The sequence below is a fragment of the Secundilactobacillus malefermentans DSM 5705 = KCTC 3548 genome (assembly GCF_001436395.1).
Taxonomy (GTDB): domain Bacteria; phylum Bacillota; class Bacilli; order Lactobacillales; family Lactobacillaceae; genus Secundilactobacillus; species Secundilactobacillus malefermentans.
The window spans coordinates 1-18,774 of record NZ_AZGJ01000034.1; the positions used below are offsets into that span (position 1 = coordinate 1).

The 18,774-nt window shown below is 44.4% G+C and carries 19 protein-coding genes; 14 read left to right on the plus strand and 5 right to left on the minus strand.

Going from position 1 to position 18,774, the window contains the following annotated elements; genetic code table 11:
- Positions 1–188: 188 nt before the first annotated feature.
- Both rpsN and FD44_RS06985 read right to left on the minus strand, forming a co-directional pair.
- Positions 189–458, minus strand: coding sequence for a 30S ribosomal protein S14 (gene rpsN, locus FD44_RS06980; protein WP_010619196.1), 270 nt, complete (start codon positions 456–458; stop codon positions 189–191).
- A gap of 114 nt (positions 459–572) precedes the next feature.
- On the minus strand, positions 573–1,454 hold the full coding sequence (locus FD44_RS06985) for a LysR family transcriptional regulator (RefSeq protein ID WP_235786610.1): 882 nt from the start codon (positions 1,452–1,454) through the stop codon (positions 573–575).
- 103 nt (positions 1,455–1,557) lie between these two features.
- Between FD44_RS06985 and FD44_RS06990 the strand changes: the two genes are divergently transcribed.
- From FD44_RS06990 to FD44_RS07035, 11 genes are all read left to right on the plus strand, one after another.
- Positions 1,558–3,201, plus strand: coding sequence for a malolactic enzyme (locus tag FD44_RS06990; protein WP_033445171.1), 1,644 nt, complete (start codon positions 1,558–1,560; stop codon positions 3,199–3,201).
- Between the two features lie 168 nt (positions 3,202–3,369).
- Positions 3,370–4,131, plus strand: a complete 762-nt coding sequence (locus tag FD44_RS06995; RefSeq protein ID WP_050899306.1) for an EAL domain-containing protein — start codon at positions 3,370–3,372, stop codon at positions 4,129–4,131.
- 12 nt (positions 4,132–4,143) lie between these two features.
- Entirely contained in the window at positions 4,144–4,653 is a 510-nt protein-coding gene (locus tag FD44_RS07000; protein WP_010619200.1) for a hypothetical protein, read from the plus strand.
- Positions 4,646–5,959, plus strand: coding sequence for a glycosyltransferase family 2 protein (locus tag FD44_RS07005; protein ID WP_010619201.1), 1,314 nt, complete (start codon positions 4,646–4,648; stop codon positions 5,957–5,959). Before FD44_RS07000 ends, FD44_RS07005 begins: the two co-directional genes overlap by 8 nt.
- 64 nt (positions 5,960–6,023) lie before the next feature.
- Positions 6,024–6,704, plus strand: a complete 681-nt coding sequence (locus FD44_RS07010) for an EAL domain-containing protein (RefSeq protein WP_010619202.1) — start codon at positions 6,024–6,026, stop codon at positions 6,702–6,704.
- A gap of 24 nt (positions 6,705–6,728) precedes the next feature.
- Entirely contained in the window at positions 6,729–8,087 is a 1,359-nt protein-coding gene (locus FD44_RS07015) for an FAD-dependent oxidoreductase (protein ID WP_010619203.1), read from the plus strand.
- 30 nt (positions 8,088–8,117) lie between these two features.
- Positions 8,118–8,981, plus strand: coding sequence for a hypothetical protein (locus FD44_RS10710; RefSeq protein ID WP_010619204.1), 864 nt, complete (start codon positions 8,118–8,120; stop codon positions 8,979–8,981).
- Entirely contained in the window at positions 8,971–9,258 is a 288-nt protein-coding gene (locus FD44_RS07025) for a GGDEF domain-containing protein (protein WP_010619205.1), read from the plus strand. The genes FD44_RS10710 and FD44_RS07025 overlap by 11 nt, the downstream gene beginning before the upstream one ends.
- Positions 9,259–9,468: 210 nt before the next feature.
- A complete protein-coding gene (locus tag FD44_RS07030) occupies positions 9,469–10,458 on the plus strand; it encodes an MFS transporter (RefSeq protein WP_010619206.1) in 990 nt (329 codons plus the stop codon).
- A gap of 36 nt (positions 10,459–10,494) precedes the next feature.
- Positions 10,495–10,662, plus strand: coding sequence for a hypothetical protein (locus tag FD44_RS10510; RefSeq protein WP_155801530.1), 168 nt, complete (start codon positions 10,495–10,497; stop codon positions 10,660–10,662).
- Positions 10,663–10,828: 166 nt separating this feature from the next.
- The gene (locus tag FD44_RS07035) at positions 10,829–12,523 is read left to right on the plus strand and encodes an oleate hydratase (protein ID WP_010619207.1); all 1,695 of its coding nucleotides are present in this window, start codon (positions 10,829–10,831) and stop codon (positions 12,521–12,523) included.
- Positions 12,524–12,571: 48 nt separating this feature from the next.
- Here FD44_RS07035 and FD44_RS07040 read toward each other — a convergent pair whose 3' ends face one another.
- Entirely contained in the window at positions 12,572–13,117 is a 546-nt protein-coding gene (locus FD44_RS07040; RefSeq protein ID WP_010619208.1) for a PadR family transcriptional regulator, read from the minus strand.
- 101 nt (positions 13,118–13,218) lie between these two features.
- On the opposite strand from FD44_RS07040, the gene FD44_RS07045 reads away from it, so the two are divergent.
- Complete coding sequence (locus FD44_RS07045) at positions 13,219–13,755, plus strand: phenolic acid decarboxylase (protein WP_010619209.1); 537 nt, start codon at positions 13,219–13,221, stop codon at positions 13,753–13,755.
- A 47-nt stretch (positions 13,756–13,802) separates the two neighbouring features.
- Here the strand turns inward: FD44_RS07045 and FD44_RS07050 are convergent, their stop codons facing one another.
- On the minus strand, positions 13,803–14,636 hold the full coding sequence (locus tag FD44_RS07050) for a DNA-binding domain-containing protein (RefSeq protein ID WP_010619210.1): 834 nt from the start codon (positions 14,634–14,636) through the stop codon (positions 13,803–13,805).
- The gene (locus tag FD44_RS07055) at positions 14,633–15,931 is read right to left on the minus strand and encodes a sensor histidine kinase (RefSeq protein ID WP_010619211.1); all 1,299 of its coding nucleotides are present in this window, start codon (positions 15,929–15,931) and stop codon (positions 14,633–14,635) included. The genes FD44_RS07050 and FD44_RS07055 overlap by 4 nt, the downstream gene beginning before the upstream one ends.
- A gap of 101 nt (positions 15,932–16,032) precedes the next feature.
- Here FD44_RS07055 and argF point away from each other — a divergent pair, with 101 nt between their 5' ends.
- Complete coding sequence (gene argF / locus FD44_RS07060; RefSeq protein ID WP_010619212.1) at positions 16,033–17,031, plus strand: ornithine carbamoyltransferase; 999 nt, start codon at positions 16,033–16,035, stop codon at positions 17,029–17,031.
- 99 nt (positions 17,032–17,130) lie between these two features.
- A complete protein-coding gene (locus FD44_RS07065; protein WP_010619213.1) occupies positions 17,131–18,708 on the plus strand; it encodes a YfcC family protein in 1,578 nt (525 codons plus the stop codon).
- The last annotated feature ends 66 nt before the right edge of the window (positions 18,709–18,774 follow it).

Below are 18,774 nucleotides of genomic sequence, written 5' to 3' on the forward strand. Positions count from 1 at the left end.
TCAGTTTTGTCCCAGCCACTTTTGTGTGTGGAAAGTCTATATAGCTATAACGTGTTCGCACTCACTTTATTAACGTGCTCAAAACAGCAAATACCAACCTATAAGCAAAACACCCGCAGGAACAAGTCCCTGCTTTCGTGTTCTACTTATAGATTGGTATCTAATCGCTATTTTTCACAACTTTTACTTTACCAGCTTGCCTTCCGCACTCCAGGAATCTGGCCCTTATGCGCCAACTCCCGGAAATTCAGACGCGACAACTGGAACTTACGCATGTAAGCGTGTGGACGACCATCCAGCTCGTCCCGGTTATGGCGACGTGTCGGTGATGCATCCCTCGGCAGCGTGCTCAATCCCACGTAATCGTGGTTCTTAATCATTTCTGCCCGTTTGTCAGCATAGCGCGCAATAGTCTGCTCAATGCGCTTTGCCTTTTCAATCTTTGATTTCTTTGCCAAAATGGCACCTCCAAAATTAGATAGTGTGACGTCCAACTGGAGCTTAAAACTTATCATTTGCGATTCCGCCTTACTAACATACCGCAACAAATTCTCAGGTCAAGGATTATGTCCTCAAATGGGTTCCTGCAGTACACTCACGAGTTGCTTCACGAGCGGATTGGTCTGCTCACGATAGGCCAGCACAATATCAAAGTGGCGCTGGTCGGCATCCGTTAACGCTAGCGAGTGCACCGTTTGATCATTGGCAATGGCCAGCTCGGTCAAAAAGCCGACGCCCACATTTTCGCGAACCATGCCCTTGAGCACATCAATGTCCGGCGTCGTGTACACCACGTTTGGCTGAAACTGATTCTTGTCCGCTAACTGCTGGAAAGCGGCCGAGTGAATGAATCCTTCCTTTAAGGTGATGAAGGGTTCGTTTTTCAGTTGACCAAATGCAATCTCACTCTGAGTTGCCAAATGGTGAATCGGACTCGTGATGATTTTAAATTTCGTTTGGGCAAGCGTCATCGTCTTAATTCCGGCAATGGGTTCTGGGTGAATCACGCCGAGCAGCGCCACGTCCAACTGCTTATCGATGAGCTGCTGTTGCAGGGTGACCGATCCGGCCTCAATCGTGTCCATGTGCGCCATTAAGTCGGCCCTGATTAAGCGGTTCGCCAATTGGGGAAAGTAGTAGGTCCCGATAATCGGTGGCAATCCAAAGCGAACTTTCTCGTGGGTAATCGCAAGCAAGTCGGCTTTAGCAGTTTCGAGTTCCTTCAGTATTTTATTAGCGTGTTTGCTGAAACTTTTGCCAGAGAGGGTCAAAGTCAGCTCCCGGTGCGACCGGTTACGAATAAAAAGTGGCGCGGCTAACTCGGCCTCTAACCGTTTGATAGCGTACGTAATGGTTGGTTGTGTCACGCCAAAGTGTTCGGCGGTTTTGGTGTAATTTCGATCAATAACTAACTGTTTAAAATAGGCTAAATCGCGACTATTCAAAGTACTCACCTCGTTTGCTCATATAAATATATTTTATCACAGATGGTGAAGTTGACTATAATTTTGTGCAAGGATTAAGGTACAGATGTAGATAAGGAAAGCGAGGAACCAAATTTTGACCCCAAATGAAATATTAAATGACCCATTTTTAAATAAAGGCACCGCATTTACTGAAGCTGAAAGAAAGCAATACCACCTAACTGGACTCATTCCAGCGCAAATCAGAAGTCTTCGTGAGCAAACCGACTTCACGTACAAACAAGTGGAAAGTAAGGACAGCAATTTAGAGAAACGCTTATTTTTGATGGAAATCTTCAATACCAATCGGATTTTGTACTATAAATTATTCAGTGAACACGTAGCTGAATTCATGCCGATCGTGTATGACCCAACGATTGCCGACTCGATTGAGCACTATTCATCCCTTTACATGAACCCCGAGAACGCCGCCTTTTTATCAATCGACGATCCAGATTCAATGAAGGAAAGTTTAAAAAATGCCGCAAACGGCCGAGACATCCAATTGATCGTTGTCACTGATGCAGAGGGAATCCTCGGTATTGGCGACTGGGGCACGGACGGTGTCGACATTGCGGTCGGCAAGCTGATGGTCTATACGGCAGCAGCTGGCGTCGATCCAAGCAAAGTTTTGCCAGTCGTCCTCGACGTTGGTACGAACAATCAGAAGCTGTTAGACAGCCCAGTTTACTTGGGTAATCAGCACAAACGGGTTCGCGGTGACCAATACTTCGATTTCGTGGACCAATTTGTTCAAACGACGAAGGGATTGTTCCCAGACGTCTACCTACACTGGGAAGATTTTGGCCGCTCAAACGCTGCTAAAATTTTGAACAAGTACAAAGATAAAATGGTGACCTTCAACGATGACATTCAAGGGACGGGAATTATTGTGCTAGCCGGAATCCTTGGCGCGCTTCAGATTTCTAAGCAAAAGCTGGCAGATCAACGTTACCTTTCCTTTGGTGCCGGAACTGCTGGTGCCGGAATCACGAAACGCATTTTTGATGAAATGGTTGAGCAAGGCTTGAGCGAAGACGAAGCCCGCAGTCACTTCTACATGGTGGACAAGCAGGGCTTGCTGTTTGATGATGACGACACGTTGACGCCGGAGCAGAAACCTTTCGCCCGCAAACGAAGCGAATTTGCGAATGCGGATAAGCTAACTAGTTTGGCAGCGGCAGTGAGTGCTATTCACCCAACCATTTTGGTCGGCACCTCAACGCAACCCGACACCTTTACGGAAGCCATCGTGAAGGATATGGCGGCGCATACGGAACGCCCAATCATTTTCCCATTGTCGAATCCAACTGTTTTGGCGGAAGCCAAAGCGGAAGATTTAATCAAGTGGACCGATGGCAAAGGGTTGATTGCCACGGGAATCCCAGCTGATGACGTCACGTACAAGGGCGTTACCTACCAAATTGGCCAAGGGAACAACGCGCTCATTTATCCCGGACTCGGATTGGGAACGATGGCAGCAAAGGCCACGGTTCTGAACGACGAAATGATTTCAGCTGCAGCCCACTCACTGGGTGGTATCGTTGATTCATCGAAGCCGGGCGCCGCAGTGCTGCCACCCGTCACCCGTTTGGCAGAATTTTCTCAAACGGTTGCCCAAGCAGTTGCCAAGAGCGCAATTGATCAAGGAATTGCCCGCGTGGAGACCAAGAATCCCGTGGAAGCAGTTGAAAATATTAAGTGGGAACCAGAATATCAAACACTGCGTCTTAAATAACGCTTATAAGACTGATTAGCAATAGTTGCTAACCAGTCTTTTTTTGTTTTTTAAGACTTGCTAAATCAAGTATTATTGCCCATAATAGTCAGTCAATGCACTAACAAGTTAGAAAAAAAGGGGAGAGTAGCTGTGATTGCACATTTGGCGTTCGTTTTGACACTGATCATGATTGTCTTTTTAGCGATTTGTCTCGTCGTCATTGGCGTTTCATACGCAAAAACCCGCAAACGTTCCAATAATTATTTTGACAAACAGGACTTGGAATTGCGCTACTTCATCCAAAAACAGGTGGATTATAATCAACAGGTGATCGGCTATGAATGCTTATTACGACAGCACAATCAGGACGATACGTGGAGCTTACCAAAGGCAATGGATGAGATGCCGCTGCAACGCGTGATTTTCCTGCTGGAGGAAACCTTCAAGTCATTGCCGGAAGAAAAAATTACGCTCTCCATCAACTTATCGTATGAGCAAATCATGAGTCCGGAGTTTAACTACTTTGTGCGCTGGGCCATTAGCAAAATTGAGCCGATGCAGCTGGCCGTTGAGTTACACATTGATCGCAAGCGGGCCCGGGTTCGCGAGTATCAATTTAAACGAAAAATAGAGACAGCAAAAGCGTACGGCATGCAATTTGCCATCGATAACGTTGGGTCAAAGCTGAGTAATTTGAAAAACATCGAACCATTGCTGGCTGAGGTTGATATTTTAAAGTGCTCGATGCGCAGTTTCCGCAAGGATGATCCGGCAGTTTGGCTTGATTTAAATTTACAATTTTGGAATAAACTTGCAAAAGACCACGACATTCAACTAGTCTTGATGGGAGTCGAGGACGAGCAGGATGAAGCGTTAGCGGAGCAATTAAAAATTAACTGGCGCCAGGGCTATTTATTTGGAAAGCCGATGGGGACTGGCAAGCTGTAGGGGCGGTTATCAATGAAGAAAGATGAAACTGATGCATCACAATCGTATACGGATGCTTACTTTGAAAAGGGGCATATCTGGCTAAAAATCAGGCAAACGCTGGCCGCTATTTTAGGCTGGGTTGGCGTTATCGTCCCCATTCTGGTCACCGTTATTTCAGCGGTTGGGTACTATCAACCGCACGTTCTGGGATTTTGGCACACGCATGTGGGGATCGATGAGCTGCAGTTTTTTGGGTTACTGATCCTGTTTGCATTTGTGATGTCGGCTATTTTTACGATTTCAATGGCCATTATTCAAAATCGTAAACGGGCGCGGGTGGTCGAACAGTGGCCAACGTTTGATCCAATCATGCAAAAGCAACGCAAAAATGAGTTGAACGATTTCATGGATGAGCGTTTTGGAGACGCCAAATTTCGGCAATCGGTTCGAAATTACGACGTTCAGCCAGAGAAGAATTTGGATACGGACGAATTCAAACGGTTGTTCCGGCATGAGAAAGTGGGTGACCAAGATGATTAACCAGCTATTTGGGTCATCCCCGCTTTTGGCGAAATTAGTGACCCTCATGTTTCTCATCCTCATTTTGTATCCCATCACCGGCGCGTTTCTCTGGTTTTGGGGCGCGTTGAGTTATCGCTTTTTAAAAACCAACAAACGGGATACCGAGTGGGTCGCGTTACCGCCCGAAAAGCAACCGTTTGTCACAATTATGATTCCGGCTCACAATGAAGAAATAATGATTGAATCGACCTTGAAGTTTTTGCTGGAGGAGATCAATTACACGAACTACGAAATTCTCGTGATGAACGATGGATCGACTGATGATACAGCTAAAATTATTAAGCGGTTACAGGAAGACTATCCGCGATTACGAACGATCAATATTTTGAAGAACAAAGGGAAGGCGCATGCGTTCAACATTGGGATGTTTTTCGCCAAAGGGGAGTATGTGCTAAGCAATGATGCGGATACGATCCCGGAACCGGACGCCTTGATGAAGTACATGAACTTCTTCATTCATGATCAGGATATGAACACGGCCGCCGTTACCGCAAACATGGACGTTTCCAATCGCTCAACCCTGCTCGGCAAATCGCAGACGGTGGAGTTTTCGAGCATCGTTGGCGTTATCAAACGGAGCCAATCCGCGGTTAACGATTCCATGTACGCCTACAGTGGCGCCAATACGATGTATCGTAAAAATTCATTAATTGACGTGGGTGGGTTTCGGCAAGATCGGGCGACTGAAGATATCAGTATTGCCTGGGATCAGCAGGTTCAAGGAAGCGTACCGCAATTTGCGCCAAACATCATTTTTCACATGAACGTTCCGGAAACCATTCGTGATTTATACCATCAGCGCAAACGGTGGGCGCAAGGCGGCACGGAGGTTTGGTTAACAAACTTCACGAAGTTTCTGTTCCACCCAATTAAATACCGGTTCCAGATTTCGATGTTCATTGACTCTACGTTATCAATTCTTTGGTCGTTTTTCTTCCTAATTTCGACACTACTTTTTATTTTGTTGATTGTCTATTACTTGGTGACGGGCCAGATACAGGAGGCATTGACCACCATTTGGTTATCGTTTATCATGGTGTCGTTTGAAATGGTCGCGGGGTTCATGCAGCTGTTGACAGCACTGTTAATGGACAAAAATGGGGTCAAAATGCGGTATTTACCTTTTGCTCCGCTATACATGCTTGTTTACTGGATGGTAAACCCGGTAACCGTTGTGATGACGCTGATTCCGGCCATTAAGACGATTATGGGAAGCGGTTCGGGGTCGTGGGTCAGTCCGAAGCGAAAGTCGCTTCATAAGTAATAACCCCGTATAAATGACCAAAAATGGCTTATAATGGAACTAATCATTGTAGGGGGCGAACGACTTGTATAGATACTTTATTCAACCAGAGCTAAATAAGATGACACAATCATTGATTGGCTATGAGCTGCTAATAAAAATTCATACCGATCAAGGGTGGCGACCGCCAGAATGCTTTGCTAAGGTCCCAGTTAGGGAGATTGCGGACCGATTGGTGGAAACCACCGCGAAGTTAGTGTTAAAAGTTGGCTCTGTCTCAGTTAATTTAAATCGGGTTCAGATGGTGAATCCGTTGATTTGTGAAGCACTAATCAAATCACAGCATCAGTTAAGACCGCTGAAGTTGAACGTGGAGCTTACTGAACAACCTACCCATATTAAGATATCGGATGAGCAGCTACTTCCGGTGATTAAAAAGTTTACGGATCGAGGAATGGAAGTTTGCCTTGATGACGTTGGGACGGGTGAAAATAGTATGACCGCGATTCAGCCATTGTTACCGTATGCATCGGAAATAAAGTTTGCGTTACAAAATTTTGATGCGGATTTCCAAGATCCTGAAATTCAGGCCTTAGTGGTTAAGTGGCGCGATTTTGCGGCAGAACGACATCTTCGTTTTATTCTTGAGGGGATTGAGAATGAAGCGGATGATCAGTTGGCAGATGCTTTAGATATTGGTGTCCGTCAGGGCTACTATTATGGGAAGCCCCATTTGGTAAAATTAAATAAAGATGATCCTGAGTAATGGACTCGGAAGAGAGAGTGTAAAATGAAAGTGGTTATAATTGGCTGTACGCATGCTGGAGTAGCGGCGGTTACCGAAATTTTAAAGAATCACCCAGATACGGAAGTAACCGTATATGAGCGAAATGATAACGTCTCGTTTTTATCATGTGGCATTCCACTATATTTGTCTCATAAAGTTGATAAGTTGGAGGATATGTTCTATTCCAGCCCAGAACAACTTAGCGAAATGGGCGCAACTGTTCGGCTTCGCCATGACGTTTTGAAGGTTGATTCAGAAGCTAAAAAAATAGTCTGTGAAAACTTGGAAACGGATGAAATTTTTACGGATACATACGATAAATTGGTTATGGCAACTGGGTCGTACGTAATTGTGCCCCCACTTGTTGGGATTGATGATTCTCGCGTTTTGCTATGTAAAAATTACGAACAGGCCCAAGCAATTTACAAATCTGCCCAAACCCACAAACGGATTACCATTGTTGGTGGTGGCTACGTTGGCGTTGAACTAGCTGACAGTTATAGCAGTACCAATCACGAGGTCACACTCATTCAAAGTAGTGATCAAGTTTTGAACAACTATATTGACCCGATTATGTCGGACGAGGTTGCCAAATTGTTGGGAGATCACGGCGTTAACGTTATTTTGGACGAGTGCGTGACTGGTTTTGAAGGCGACGATGAGGCGGATAAAGTTGATATTGAAACGGACCACCGCACAATTGAGGCCGATTTGGTAATTGTTTGCACTGGATTTATGGCAAATACGGAGTTGGTTCAGGGACAAGTAGAGATGGATCGTCGGGGAGCCTTATTGGTCAACGACTATTTGCAAACGTCAGACCCAGATATTTACGCGGCTGGGGATGCGTGTGTGAGTCATTTCAATCCAGAAGATACTGAATCTTACATTCCGTTGGCAACCAACGCGGTTCGCCAAGGAACACTTGCGGGCCTTAACATTTTTGGTAATATTCAAAAGAAAATGGGGACGCAAGCCACATCGGCCATCAAGATTTTTGGTTATACGATGGCGTCAAGCGGTCTCACACTACGAAATGCGAAAAATGCCGGGATTGATGCTGATGCGGTTCTATTTGACGACGATTATCGGTATGACTTTATGTCGGAACCACAAAATATCAAAATTATGCTGGTATATGACAAAACAACGCGTAGAATCATAGGTACACAGTTGTTTAGTAAGTACGATGTTTCGCAGTCGGCGAACACGATTTCCGTCTGCATTCAAAACAAGAACACCATTGATGACCTGGCTTACGTAGATATGCTGTTCAATCCGCACTACGATAAGGCATACAACTACTTAAACTTGGTGGCTCAAATGGCGATTGAAAAGGAACGGGCTAACGCTGAATCGTAATGGAAAAATTTAGAAAGAACGTGAACAATCTTGACGCAAAGTGAATGGCTTCTGCAGCCTTTATTTACGGGTGCCTTTGTGGTATTGGGCATTATTTTGCTCTACCAATTGATTATTCGATCAGTCATTCAATACTTTAATCTTCGGGAAACCAAATTAAATTATTCAGTCGGTTGGCTGAATTTTTTTAGCGTGAACTATTTTGGATTGCTGGGAATTTACTTTGAATACGAAGCATCCCACCTTGGTCGAGACGTTGAGTTCGTGGATTTTCGATTACTGTTGCTATTCTTCGTGGTTATTTATCTGAGTCGGAAGGCAAGCTTCGCGATTGCGGTCGTGAATGCGTTGGCGCGCATCGTGTTTTGGGGCTGGTCGATTGGAACGATGGGCTATCTAGGATTTGGTCTTACGATGTATCTGATTGCAATTGGCATTTCTATATACGTTGCGAAACATAAACTACCGCCCATCTCAATCATCCTTTTCTATGATGCATTGACGGCAATTTTTTGGATTTTCTTCCATTACTACAAATGGCTCAACTTTGGCGAAGTTTCCTGGTCCCAGGCAATCTTCTACTGGGGTAGCTTCTTTATCATGAATATGCTACTTTACTACGGGTTGAACAGTCTAAATGATGAAAATGATTACCTCGTCAGTGTGACGCATCGGGCGACAACGGATCCGTTGACCAATTTGAAAAATTACGCAGTCTTTAAAGCTGATTTTGAAAAGTGGTTTGATACTTTTGAGGAAAAGCACAATCCAATCACGATGATGCAGTTGATATTGACCATTTCAAACGAATTAATGATCAGTATGGGCATTTGGCTGGGATGCGGTCTTGATTCAGCTGGGAACGCTGCTGAAGCAGGAACGAATGGCGTATAAGGATGCCTTAGTCTATCGAGTCGGCGGCGAGGAATTCAATATGTTGCTACCAAACGTTGATATTTTGGAAGCCGATCGTGTGGCTCGCAGACTTAAGAACAAAATCGAGACGACGCCGATTGAGACCAATAAGGGGTCGATTAACGTGACCGCTTCACTGGGTGTTGCAACGCTGAACGAAAATGATAAGACGCCAAACGACTTCTATGAACGGGCGGATCAGTTGTTGTATCGTTCAAAGGGGCAAGGTAGAAACCAAATTACGTCAGAATTATAAAAGAATAGCATTAAAGCTGAGGATATCCATTAGGTGGATATCCTTTTGTTGCCTAACGGGTTTCACTTCTGTATATTAGGCCTTAAACATGCCGGCAACCGGCCAAAGGAGCGATTTGAATGCCAAAGATTTTTGTTGTAAAACGCGCAACGGTTAACCTAATTTAATTCTAGCGTTGCCAGTGGCTTCGCTATCTAAAAGGAGAACACGATGGAACCACGTTGGCAGAAACAAGGTTATTTATTTTTAGCGAGTCAAAATATCTCGCTATTTGGCACAATGGTGACGGGGTACGCAATTACCTGGTACATCAGTTTGAAAACGGGATCAGGATTGTGGCTGGCACTTGCAACGGTGTGTTATCTTTTACCGCAGATTTTAATTAGTCTGGTTGGTGGCGCATGGGCGGACAAGTATTCGCGCAAATGGTTGATTATGGGTGCGGATGGAAGTATTGCACTATTGACGCTGATTCTCGCTATCATTTGGGGAACGGGACACCAGTCAATCTGGCTGTTACTGGGCTTTTCAGTGTTGCGGTCAATCGGGCAAGGAATTCAGCAACCGGCAGTCAGTTCAGCCTACCCGCAACTGGTACCGGAGGATGAGTTAACCCGAATCAATGGGATTAATCAAACCGTCATGTCACTGGCAACACTATTGTCACCGGTGCTTGGCGGAATTATTCTCGCCAATTTCAATTTAGTTTGGGCGTTGATGGTCGATGTCTTTACAGCAATCATTGAGCTGGCCTGTATGACGAAAATCAAACTAAAGGCGGTGCGACAAACTGTCGAGGCGGTTGAAGAATCGATTAAGCAAAATGAACAAGATTTATTATCGGGTATCAAATACCTTTATCAAAACACCAAGCTACGTCAGTTATTTATTTTGGCGGGAATTGGCTTTTTGATGATGACGCCAGCCACGGTGCTCAGTCTTCTATTTGTGCAACGAGAATTCGGTGCATCGGTAACGAACTTAACCCTACAGGAAATTTTCTGGGCGGGTGGTTCAGTCCTGAGTGGCGTGATGGTGGCCAAACATAAAGAATTTAAGAACAATGCAAAAGTGCTAGGGATGGCGATTGCGGCGTTTGCCTTCATCATGATGCTGATGGGATTTTCACCAGTAATTGGGATCTATTTTGCGGCGATGTTTGCCCTAGGGGTGTGCTCGCCGTACTATATGACAACTTAGGCAGTCATTATTCAAACGGAGGCGGCGCCGGAGTACATGGGGCGCACGTTTGCGGCTTTTCAAATGGTCGGAAATATCATGTTGCTAATCGGGAGCCTTGGATTGGGCCCGTTAGCGGATGTTTTCCCAATGAAGTGGCTATTCTTTCTGTGTGGCGGCCTGCTGTTGTTGGCAGCTGGTTGGTATTTAAAAAAAGTAGTCTAATTTAATAATTTGCTCTTATCCTACGTGGATAAGGGCTTTTATTTCGTAGTTAAACAATGAAAGCAAAATAGTTTCTAAAGTTTTGCCGTTTTTACTAGACAGGTGTTCACGAAAATTCTATAATGAGAATGTAAGCGAATTCAATCTTTAGTCGGAGGTGTGCGTTATGACAAAAAGCAAAGCAATTATGATTGGTGCAGGATTGTCAAATATGGCGTCAGCGGTGTACTTCATTCAAGAGGGACACTGGAAGGGTGATCAGATCACCTTTTATGCGTTGGATGACCATGGTTCAAACGACGGAGCGCCAACTGATTCAACCACAGACGAGTATTGGAATAAGAACCACCCAATGGAGAATACCAAAGGGTACGTTGCCCGTGGTGGCCGAATGTTGAACTATCGGACCTACGTTGATTTGATGGATTTGATGTCCAGAATTCCCTCGACAACTGAGCCAAACATGACGGCTGCTGAGGATACCTATGACTTTGATAGCAAGCATCGAACCTTTGATAAGGCCCGCTTGTTACAAGGTGGCAAAGGGATTATCAATGGTGGTCACCTAGGATTGAATAATAAGGATCGAATTTATCTGAGTCGATTAGTTTTGATGCCAGATGATAAAGAGCAAAAATTAGATAACATCACGATTGCGCAATATTTCAAGGAAACACCGCATATTTTCCAGACTAATTTCTGGTACATGTGGGAGACCACGTTTGCATTCAGGACGCAGAGCTCGGTTCAAGAACTTCGTCGTTACATGCACCAAATGATCTATGAATTTACGCAAATTGAACACTTGGTCGGCGTTAACCGAACCCGCTATAACCAATTTGAAAGTATCATGTTGCCGCTTATCAACTATTTGAAGGATCACGGCTGCAAGTTTGTCTTAAACCGTCGTGTGACTGATTGGCAGTTTAAAGAAACAACGATGCAAGATGAAATTACCGTGACTGGATTGGTCATGGAAAATGTTGAGACCGGTGAAACTGAAACGGTTGAAGTACCAGAAGACACTGCCGTGATCTTCACAAATGGCTCAATCACTGATTCTGCTACTCAAGGCGACTACAACACGCCAGCACCCGAAAACATGGACTACGGTGCTGCAGCGGGCCTTTGGAAGAAGGCTACTGACCACTTCTACAACTTAGGCAACCCAGATAAGTTCTTTGCGGACAGAAATGCCAGCGAGTGGGTCAGCTTCACGTTGACAACCAAGGACCATATTTTACTAAATGAGATTACCCGGATTACCACCCAGGTACCCGGAAATGCGCTGAACTCCTTCCTATCAACTAAAAAAATTACACCACTAGGGCATCAGGATATCAACATGTCGATTGTGGTGCATCATCAACCACATTTCACGACCCAAAAGCCTAATGAATCAGTTATTTGGGGCTACTTCCTCTATCCACGACGTAAGGGTGAATTTGTCGAGAAGCCTTACATTGAGATGACTGGTAAGGAAATGTTGACCGAATTGATTGGCCAATTATCAAAGGTTGATCCTGGTCCAACTAACATTCGCGAAAAAGAAACTGAAATTTACGACAGCGTTATTAACAATATTCCAGTTTACATGCCATACGCCTCAGCCCTATTTAATAACCGAGCTAAGACAGATCGTCCCGAAGTTATCCCAGAACATTCAACAAACTTAGCCTTTACGGGTGAGTTTGTTGAGCAGCCTTACCAAATGATTTTCACGGAACAAAGTGCTGTTCGTTCGGGTGAAGTTGCAGCCTTCCACTTTGCAGGCGTTCCAATGGAGAAATTGGTTAAGAACCCTCGATATGATAAGGATCCGAAGACGTTGGCAAAGGCCACGAAGAAGATGTTTATGTAGAGCGGTGTGCCAAACACCAAAAAAGCACTTCACAAATGTGAAGTGCTTTTAGTCTGTCTTGATTTTCTCAATGAGATCCACTAACCAGGCGGTGTAACGCGTTTCTCGCTGGATAGCGTGCTGTAAAATGAGAAAGTGTCCTAGGTTGTTTTGGCTGGTATGGTCAGGGAACTTTTTGGCCATTTGTTCCTGCAAATGGTGTAATTTCGCTTCATGAAGTTGATGTTGTTCCGTCAGCATGGGCATCAACAGAGGATCATCAGCAGTATGGATAAAGTAGAGTTTTAAAATGAATTCATCCTTGGTTGCCGATAATTCAGGAGTTGGTTCGCTAAGCCATTGGCGGAGCACCTCTTTGCCGGACTGGGTGATGGAGTACAACTTCTTTTCGAGCTTTTCTCCGACCACTTCTAACTTATGCGAGATGAGTTGCTCGTCCTCGAGTCGTTTCAAAAGGGGGTAAATCTGGCTGTGATTCGCCGACCAGAATTCGCCAATGTCCGATTCAAACGCCTTCGTAATATCGTACCCTGTTAAATCATTTTCACTTAGTAATCCTAAAATAATAAACTTTAACTGGTTTCGCTGAGCCATGAGTAACCTCCCTTGACAATTTATTAACTTAAGTCTATCATAATAAAGTAATCAAAAACATGTAAATATTTACATGTATAAAAATAACGGAGGCATTTAAAATGACAAAAAAATTTGAAACACTCGACGACTTTTTAGGAACCCATTTCATTTATACTTATGATAACGGCTGGGAATATGAATGGTACGCTAAGAATGATCACACGGTTGATTACCGAATTCACGGCGGGATGGTCGCTGGCCGTTGGGTAACTGACCAAGAAGCAAACATCGTAATGTTGACTGCAGGAATCTACAATATTTCTTGGACAGAGCCAACTGGAACCGACGTTGCGCTTGATTTCCTACCTAACGAAAATAAGATTCACGGTACCATTTTCTTCCCAAAGTGGGTCGAAGAGCATCCAGAAATTACGGTTACTTATCAAAACGAACACATCGATTTGATGGAAGAATCTCGCGAAAAGTACGAGACGTATCCAAAGCTCGTTGTGCCTGAATTTGCTAAAATCACCTACATGGGTGACGCTGGTCAAAATAATGAAGACGTCATTAGCGAAGCACCTTATGCTTCAATGCCAGATGATATTCGTGCCGGCAAGTATTTTGATGAGAACTACAAGAGAGTGAACAAGTAGATAATAAAAATACCAAACCAATTAATTTTGGTTTGGTATTTTTATACTTATCTTTCCTGCACCAATCCATCAAAGAAGTGTTTCAGCGAAGTCTTGCCGCCAGTCGAACGGGTTCCCTCCAAATATAACATCTCATTTCGAACGTTTTTATATTCATACAGAGTATTGGCATATTCCACGACGATTTCGTCCCCCATATCATCCATACAAAGGGTGGCCAAATTGGTTAATCCAGTTTTGATGGCCCGGCGAATTCGTTGAAACATAATTTTCTTCTCGCGGTCGTCGATATGATATTGGGCTTCAAAGTCAATTTCTCTGAAACTGAGGTTTTGTTCCTGCATGATTTGACTGATTGCCAAAATATCAGAGGAACCAGCCTCGGACGTGATTCCAAGAAATCGCAGAATGGATAGCACTGTTTCTCGGTTGACGGATTGCTGGTCATGTTGCGGGGGAGCGGGAGTTGCACCGCCTCCGACCAGTGATTGAATATTTTCCAACTTTTGGGTCATTTGGATATTTTGGGAGACCTTCTCCACAACGGTTTTGACCTCAATCACGTTGATTGGCTTATCAATGAAAAATTCGATTCCGGCCTCATACGCCTCGGCACGGAGGTCGCTGTCTTTAACCTGGGAAATCATGATGAAGCGGATCGCAGGCTTTAACTGGTGCACCTTTTTGATGAGCTCAATTCCGGAAATTCCGGGCATCAGCAAATCCACCAGCATGATGTTAACGTCCATGTGCAGCAAATCAGTGAGCACCTTGTTTGCATCGGGTGCGGTTCCGACCACCGTGTTGGTCATGCTTTTTTCGATAATTTGTTGAAGAATCATTGGAACGGATGGGTCGTCGTCAACGATGTAGAAGTTCATGATGCCACCTCCTGAAGCAATTTTTGCTTACTTAAGATTAAGTGAAAAACGGTGCCCTTTTTGAGTTCTGATTCAACGCTAATATGACCGCCAAACTGTTCTTCGACAATGATTTTGACGTGGGACAGGCCGATTCCGCGGTAAACGTTACCGGTGGTCTCATTGAATTTGGTGGTAAATCCGGGTTGAAAAATCATCGCGAGCGTTTGCTCATCCATCCCACTGCCATTGTCAGAAATATCGATGAGAACGTTGCTACCATCGTCGGTGATGGTGATGCGAATCTTACCGTTGGGGATGTTTTCAAGCGCATCAACCCCGTTAAATATCAAATTGGAGATAACGGATACGACATAGTAGTGATTTGGGATAATCAAATCAACATGATTATGTACGTCAATGACCACGCTTTGGTGCTTCGTTTTGATTGATTCGCGAATATAGTTTGTGGTGACTTTTAAAATGTCAGCGAGTTGCATGGGTTCATTTTGCTCGTCACTGAAGGAGTCACCGAGCCCCCGGATCACATTTTGATAATCTTTTTTGACTTCATGAACGTCGCGGGCGATATCGAGGGCCATGGTCTTTTGCTTTTGGCCAACGTCTAATTTCTGAAGATCTTGGTTCAAGAGGTAGGCATTTTTCATGATGTTTTCGATTTCTGTGATGTTCTTTTGCATGAAGTAGACTTCACTCTTAACCGATGATGCCACCCAAATGAAGTGGTAGTAGCGTTGCTCGTGATTTTCATCGCGCAACATTAAGGTAAAGTAGTGGTACAGAAAAGCCAGCAGACAGCTGCAGAGACTCCGCACTAGAGCTGCGACAAACAAAATTTGGAAGAGGCGGTAGCTGTAATTTGAGAAGCCAGTTAGTAAGCTCACTTCCAATAGGTTAGAGACGTAATCGCAAATAATAATCGTCAGCAAGAACGAGCTGTTGTTGCGCTGGCCCCGCCGCCAGTACAGGAGATAGTAAATGATGCCGTAGCTGAGATAGAAAACCATGTCAGTTGCGATGAATTGTAAAATTTTGGTGGTGCTGGCATCTTGACCGATAAACAGCAAAATTCCTCGGAAGATTGGGGAGGCTAGGGCAATCGCCAAAGTAAGCTGGATTGGGTTTAAGTCAGCATTGAAGTACAAGAAGACGGGCAATAAAAAGACTGAAAGGGTCAGAATAAATCCCGGCGTGTACGTTTGAAAGTTGACCTGTGAAGCTAACGCAATGCAGGTTGCGGCAATCAGGATTCGCTGATACCGTTCGTGCATGATAAATCTGGTTTGTTTAAACATTGAGAACTCCTAAAATAAATTCTTCACAAATTGAAGCTTTATGAAGTTTTGTGAAACCGCTTCCTATACTGATATTGTAAAGAACAGAGGAGGATGACACAATGTTTAATTTAAGAAATAGAAGTTTTTTGACCCTTTTAGACTACACACCCCGCGAAATGGGACACTTACTCCAGCTAGCGGAAGATTTGAAGAAAGCTAAATACACAGGAACGGAACAACCAAAATTAAAGGGCAAGAACGTTGCCTTAATTTTTGAAAAGAACTCAACGCGTACCCGATGCGCATTTGAAGTTGCTGCTTATGATCAAGGAGCTCACGTGACTTACCTTGGCCCTACCGGAACACAAATGGGCAAGAAGGAAACCGCAAAAGATACGGCACGGGTTTTGGGCGGCATGTACGACGGCATCGAATACCGCGGCTACTCACAGCGGACAGTCGAAACTTTGGCTGAGTTCTCAGGGGTTCCCGTTTGGAACGGCTTGACTGATGAGGATCATCCAACCCAAGTGTTGGCGGACTTCTTAACGGCTAAAGAAGTTTTGAAGAAACCATACAACGAGATTAACTTTACTTACGTTGGTGATGGTCGTAACAACGTGGCCAACGCCTTGATGATTGGAGCAGCCATTATGGGGATGACTTTCCACATCGTTTGTCCAAAGGAATTGCGTCCCACCCAAAAATTATTGAAGCAATGTGAGGATATTGCGAAAAAGACTGGCGCCGAAATCATGGTCACCAGCGATATTGATGAAGGTGTCCTTCATTCAGACGTGATTTATACCGACGTTTGGGTGTCAATGGGCGAACCTGACTCAGTTTGGGCGGATCGAATTAAGATTCTTCAGCCATACCAGGTTAACAGCGAAATGATGGCTAAGACGAAGAATCCAAACGTTATCTTCGAACACTGTTTACCTTCATTCCATAACGCTGAAACTGCGGTGGGTAAAGAGATTGCTGAGAAATTTGGTTTGACCGAAATGGAAGTTACCGATGAAGTTTTCGAAAGTACAGCTTCAGTTGTCTTTCGTGAAGCAGAAAACAGAATGCATACCATCAAATCAGTGATGGTCGCTACATTAGGGGATTAAAGCCTAATTTTCAAATAACACGGTTCAATGGGCGCGTCATACTCCCTGAATCGTGTTTTTATTTTGCAATTATTATTATTCGAAAGATGGGGGAAAATCATGGATGCAACGGTGAATAAAAAGAAGAAATTCAAATTAAGGATGCCCGGCGCCTTTGTCATATTATTTATCCTGACAATCATTGCAGTTGTAGCAACCTGGGCTGCTCCAGCTGGATCGTATTCCAAGCTTTCATACGATAAGGCTAGCTCAGAACTAGTCATTCAGCAGCCAAATGGGGGCGACAAAAAGGTTCCGGCAACCCAGCAACAATTGGACAACTTAGGGGTTAAGATTAAGATTTCACAGTTTACAAATGGGGGAATCACTCAGGCGGTTTCGATTCCAAACACGTACCAGCGCTTAAAACAGCGCCCGGCTAGTTTGTGGGATGTCACCGGTAGCATGGTTCGTGGGACAATTCAAGCGGTTGATATCATGGTCTTCATTTTTGTCCTTGGTGGTTTGATTGGAGTTGTGAAGGCGAGTGGGGCGTTTGAGTCTGGCTTGCTTGCGTTGACGAAGAAAACCAAGGGTCACGAATTTTTGCTCATTTTCTTTGTCGCCATTTTAATGGTTCTTGGTGGAACACTTTGTGGGATTGAGGAAGAGGCGGTGGCCTTCTACCCAATTTTGGTACCGATTTTCATTGCGATGGGCTACGACTCGATTGTCTGTGTCGGAGCCATATTCCTCGCAAGTTCGGTCGGAACTTCATTTTCAACGATTAATCCGTTCTCAGTCGTAATCGCGTCAAATGCTGCGGGGACTAACTTCACACAGGGACTTGATTGGCGGATTTTCGGTTGTGCGGTCGCTGCGATATTTGTCATCTTCTACCTGCACTGGTATAGCAAAAAGGTTAAAGCTAATCCAGAATTTTCATATTCATACGAAGAAAAAAAATCTTTCGACAAAATGTGGTCAGTTTCTGCAGAAGAAAAATTCTCTGGAGAATCAAACGAAGTTAAGATTAAGAAGGCAGCCTTTACGGTTCGGAAAAAGCTGATTTTAGTGCTGTTCGTTGTCACATTTCCAATTATGGTTTGGGGCGTTATGTCGCAAGGCTGGTGGTTCCCAACCATGGCATCATCATTCCTGTTATTTGCCATCATCATCATGTTCCTAACTGGGACGGGAGAATTTGGTATCGGTGAAAAGGGCGTTGTGGATGCATTCGTCAATGGGGCATCAAGCCTAGTCGGCGTTTCACTCATCATCGGGTTAGCTCGGGGGATTAACCTCGTTCTAAACGAAGGGATGATTTCTGATACAATGCTTCAGTTCTCATCATCACTTGTTGCTAACATGAACGGACCCTTCTTCATTCTAGTGATGCTGTTCATTTTCTTCATTCTTGGCTTTATCGTGCCATCGTCATCTGGTTTGGCCGTTCTTTCAATGCCAATCCTGGCACCACTTGCTGATAGCGTGAATATTCCACGTTTCGTGGTCGTTACCGCCTATCAATTTGGACAATATGCAATGCTGTTCCTGGCCCCAACCGGCTTAGTAATGGCAACTCTACAAATGTTGGACATGAAGTATTCCCATTGGTTGAAGTTTGTTTGGCCAGTTGTCGTCTTCGTTCTGGTATTTGGTGGCAGTATTTTAGTCGCGCAAGTGTTAATTTATTAAAATAAAGAGCACCTCAATGGCCGAATGTTGGCTGTTGAGGTACTTTTTGGTTCTATACTTTTTCCT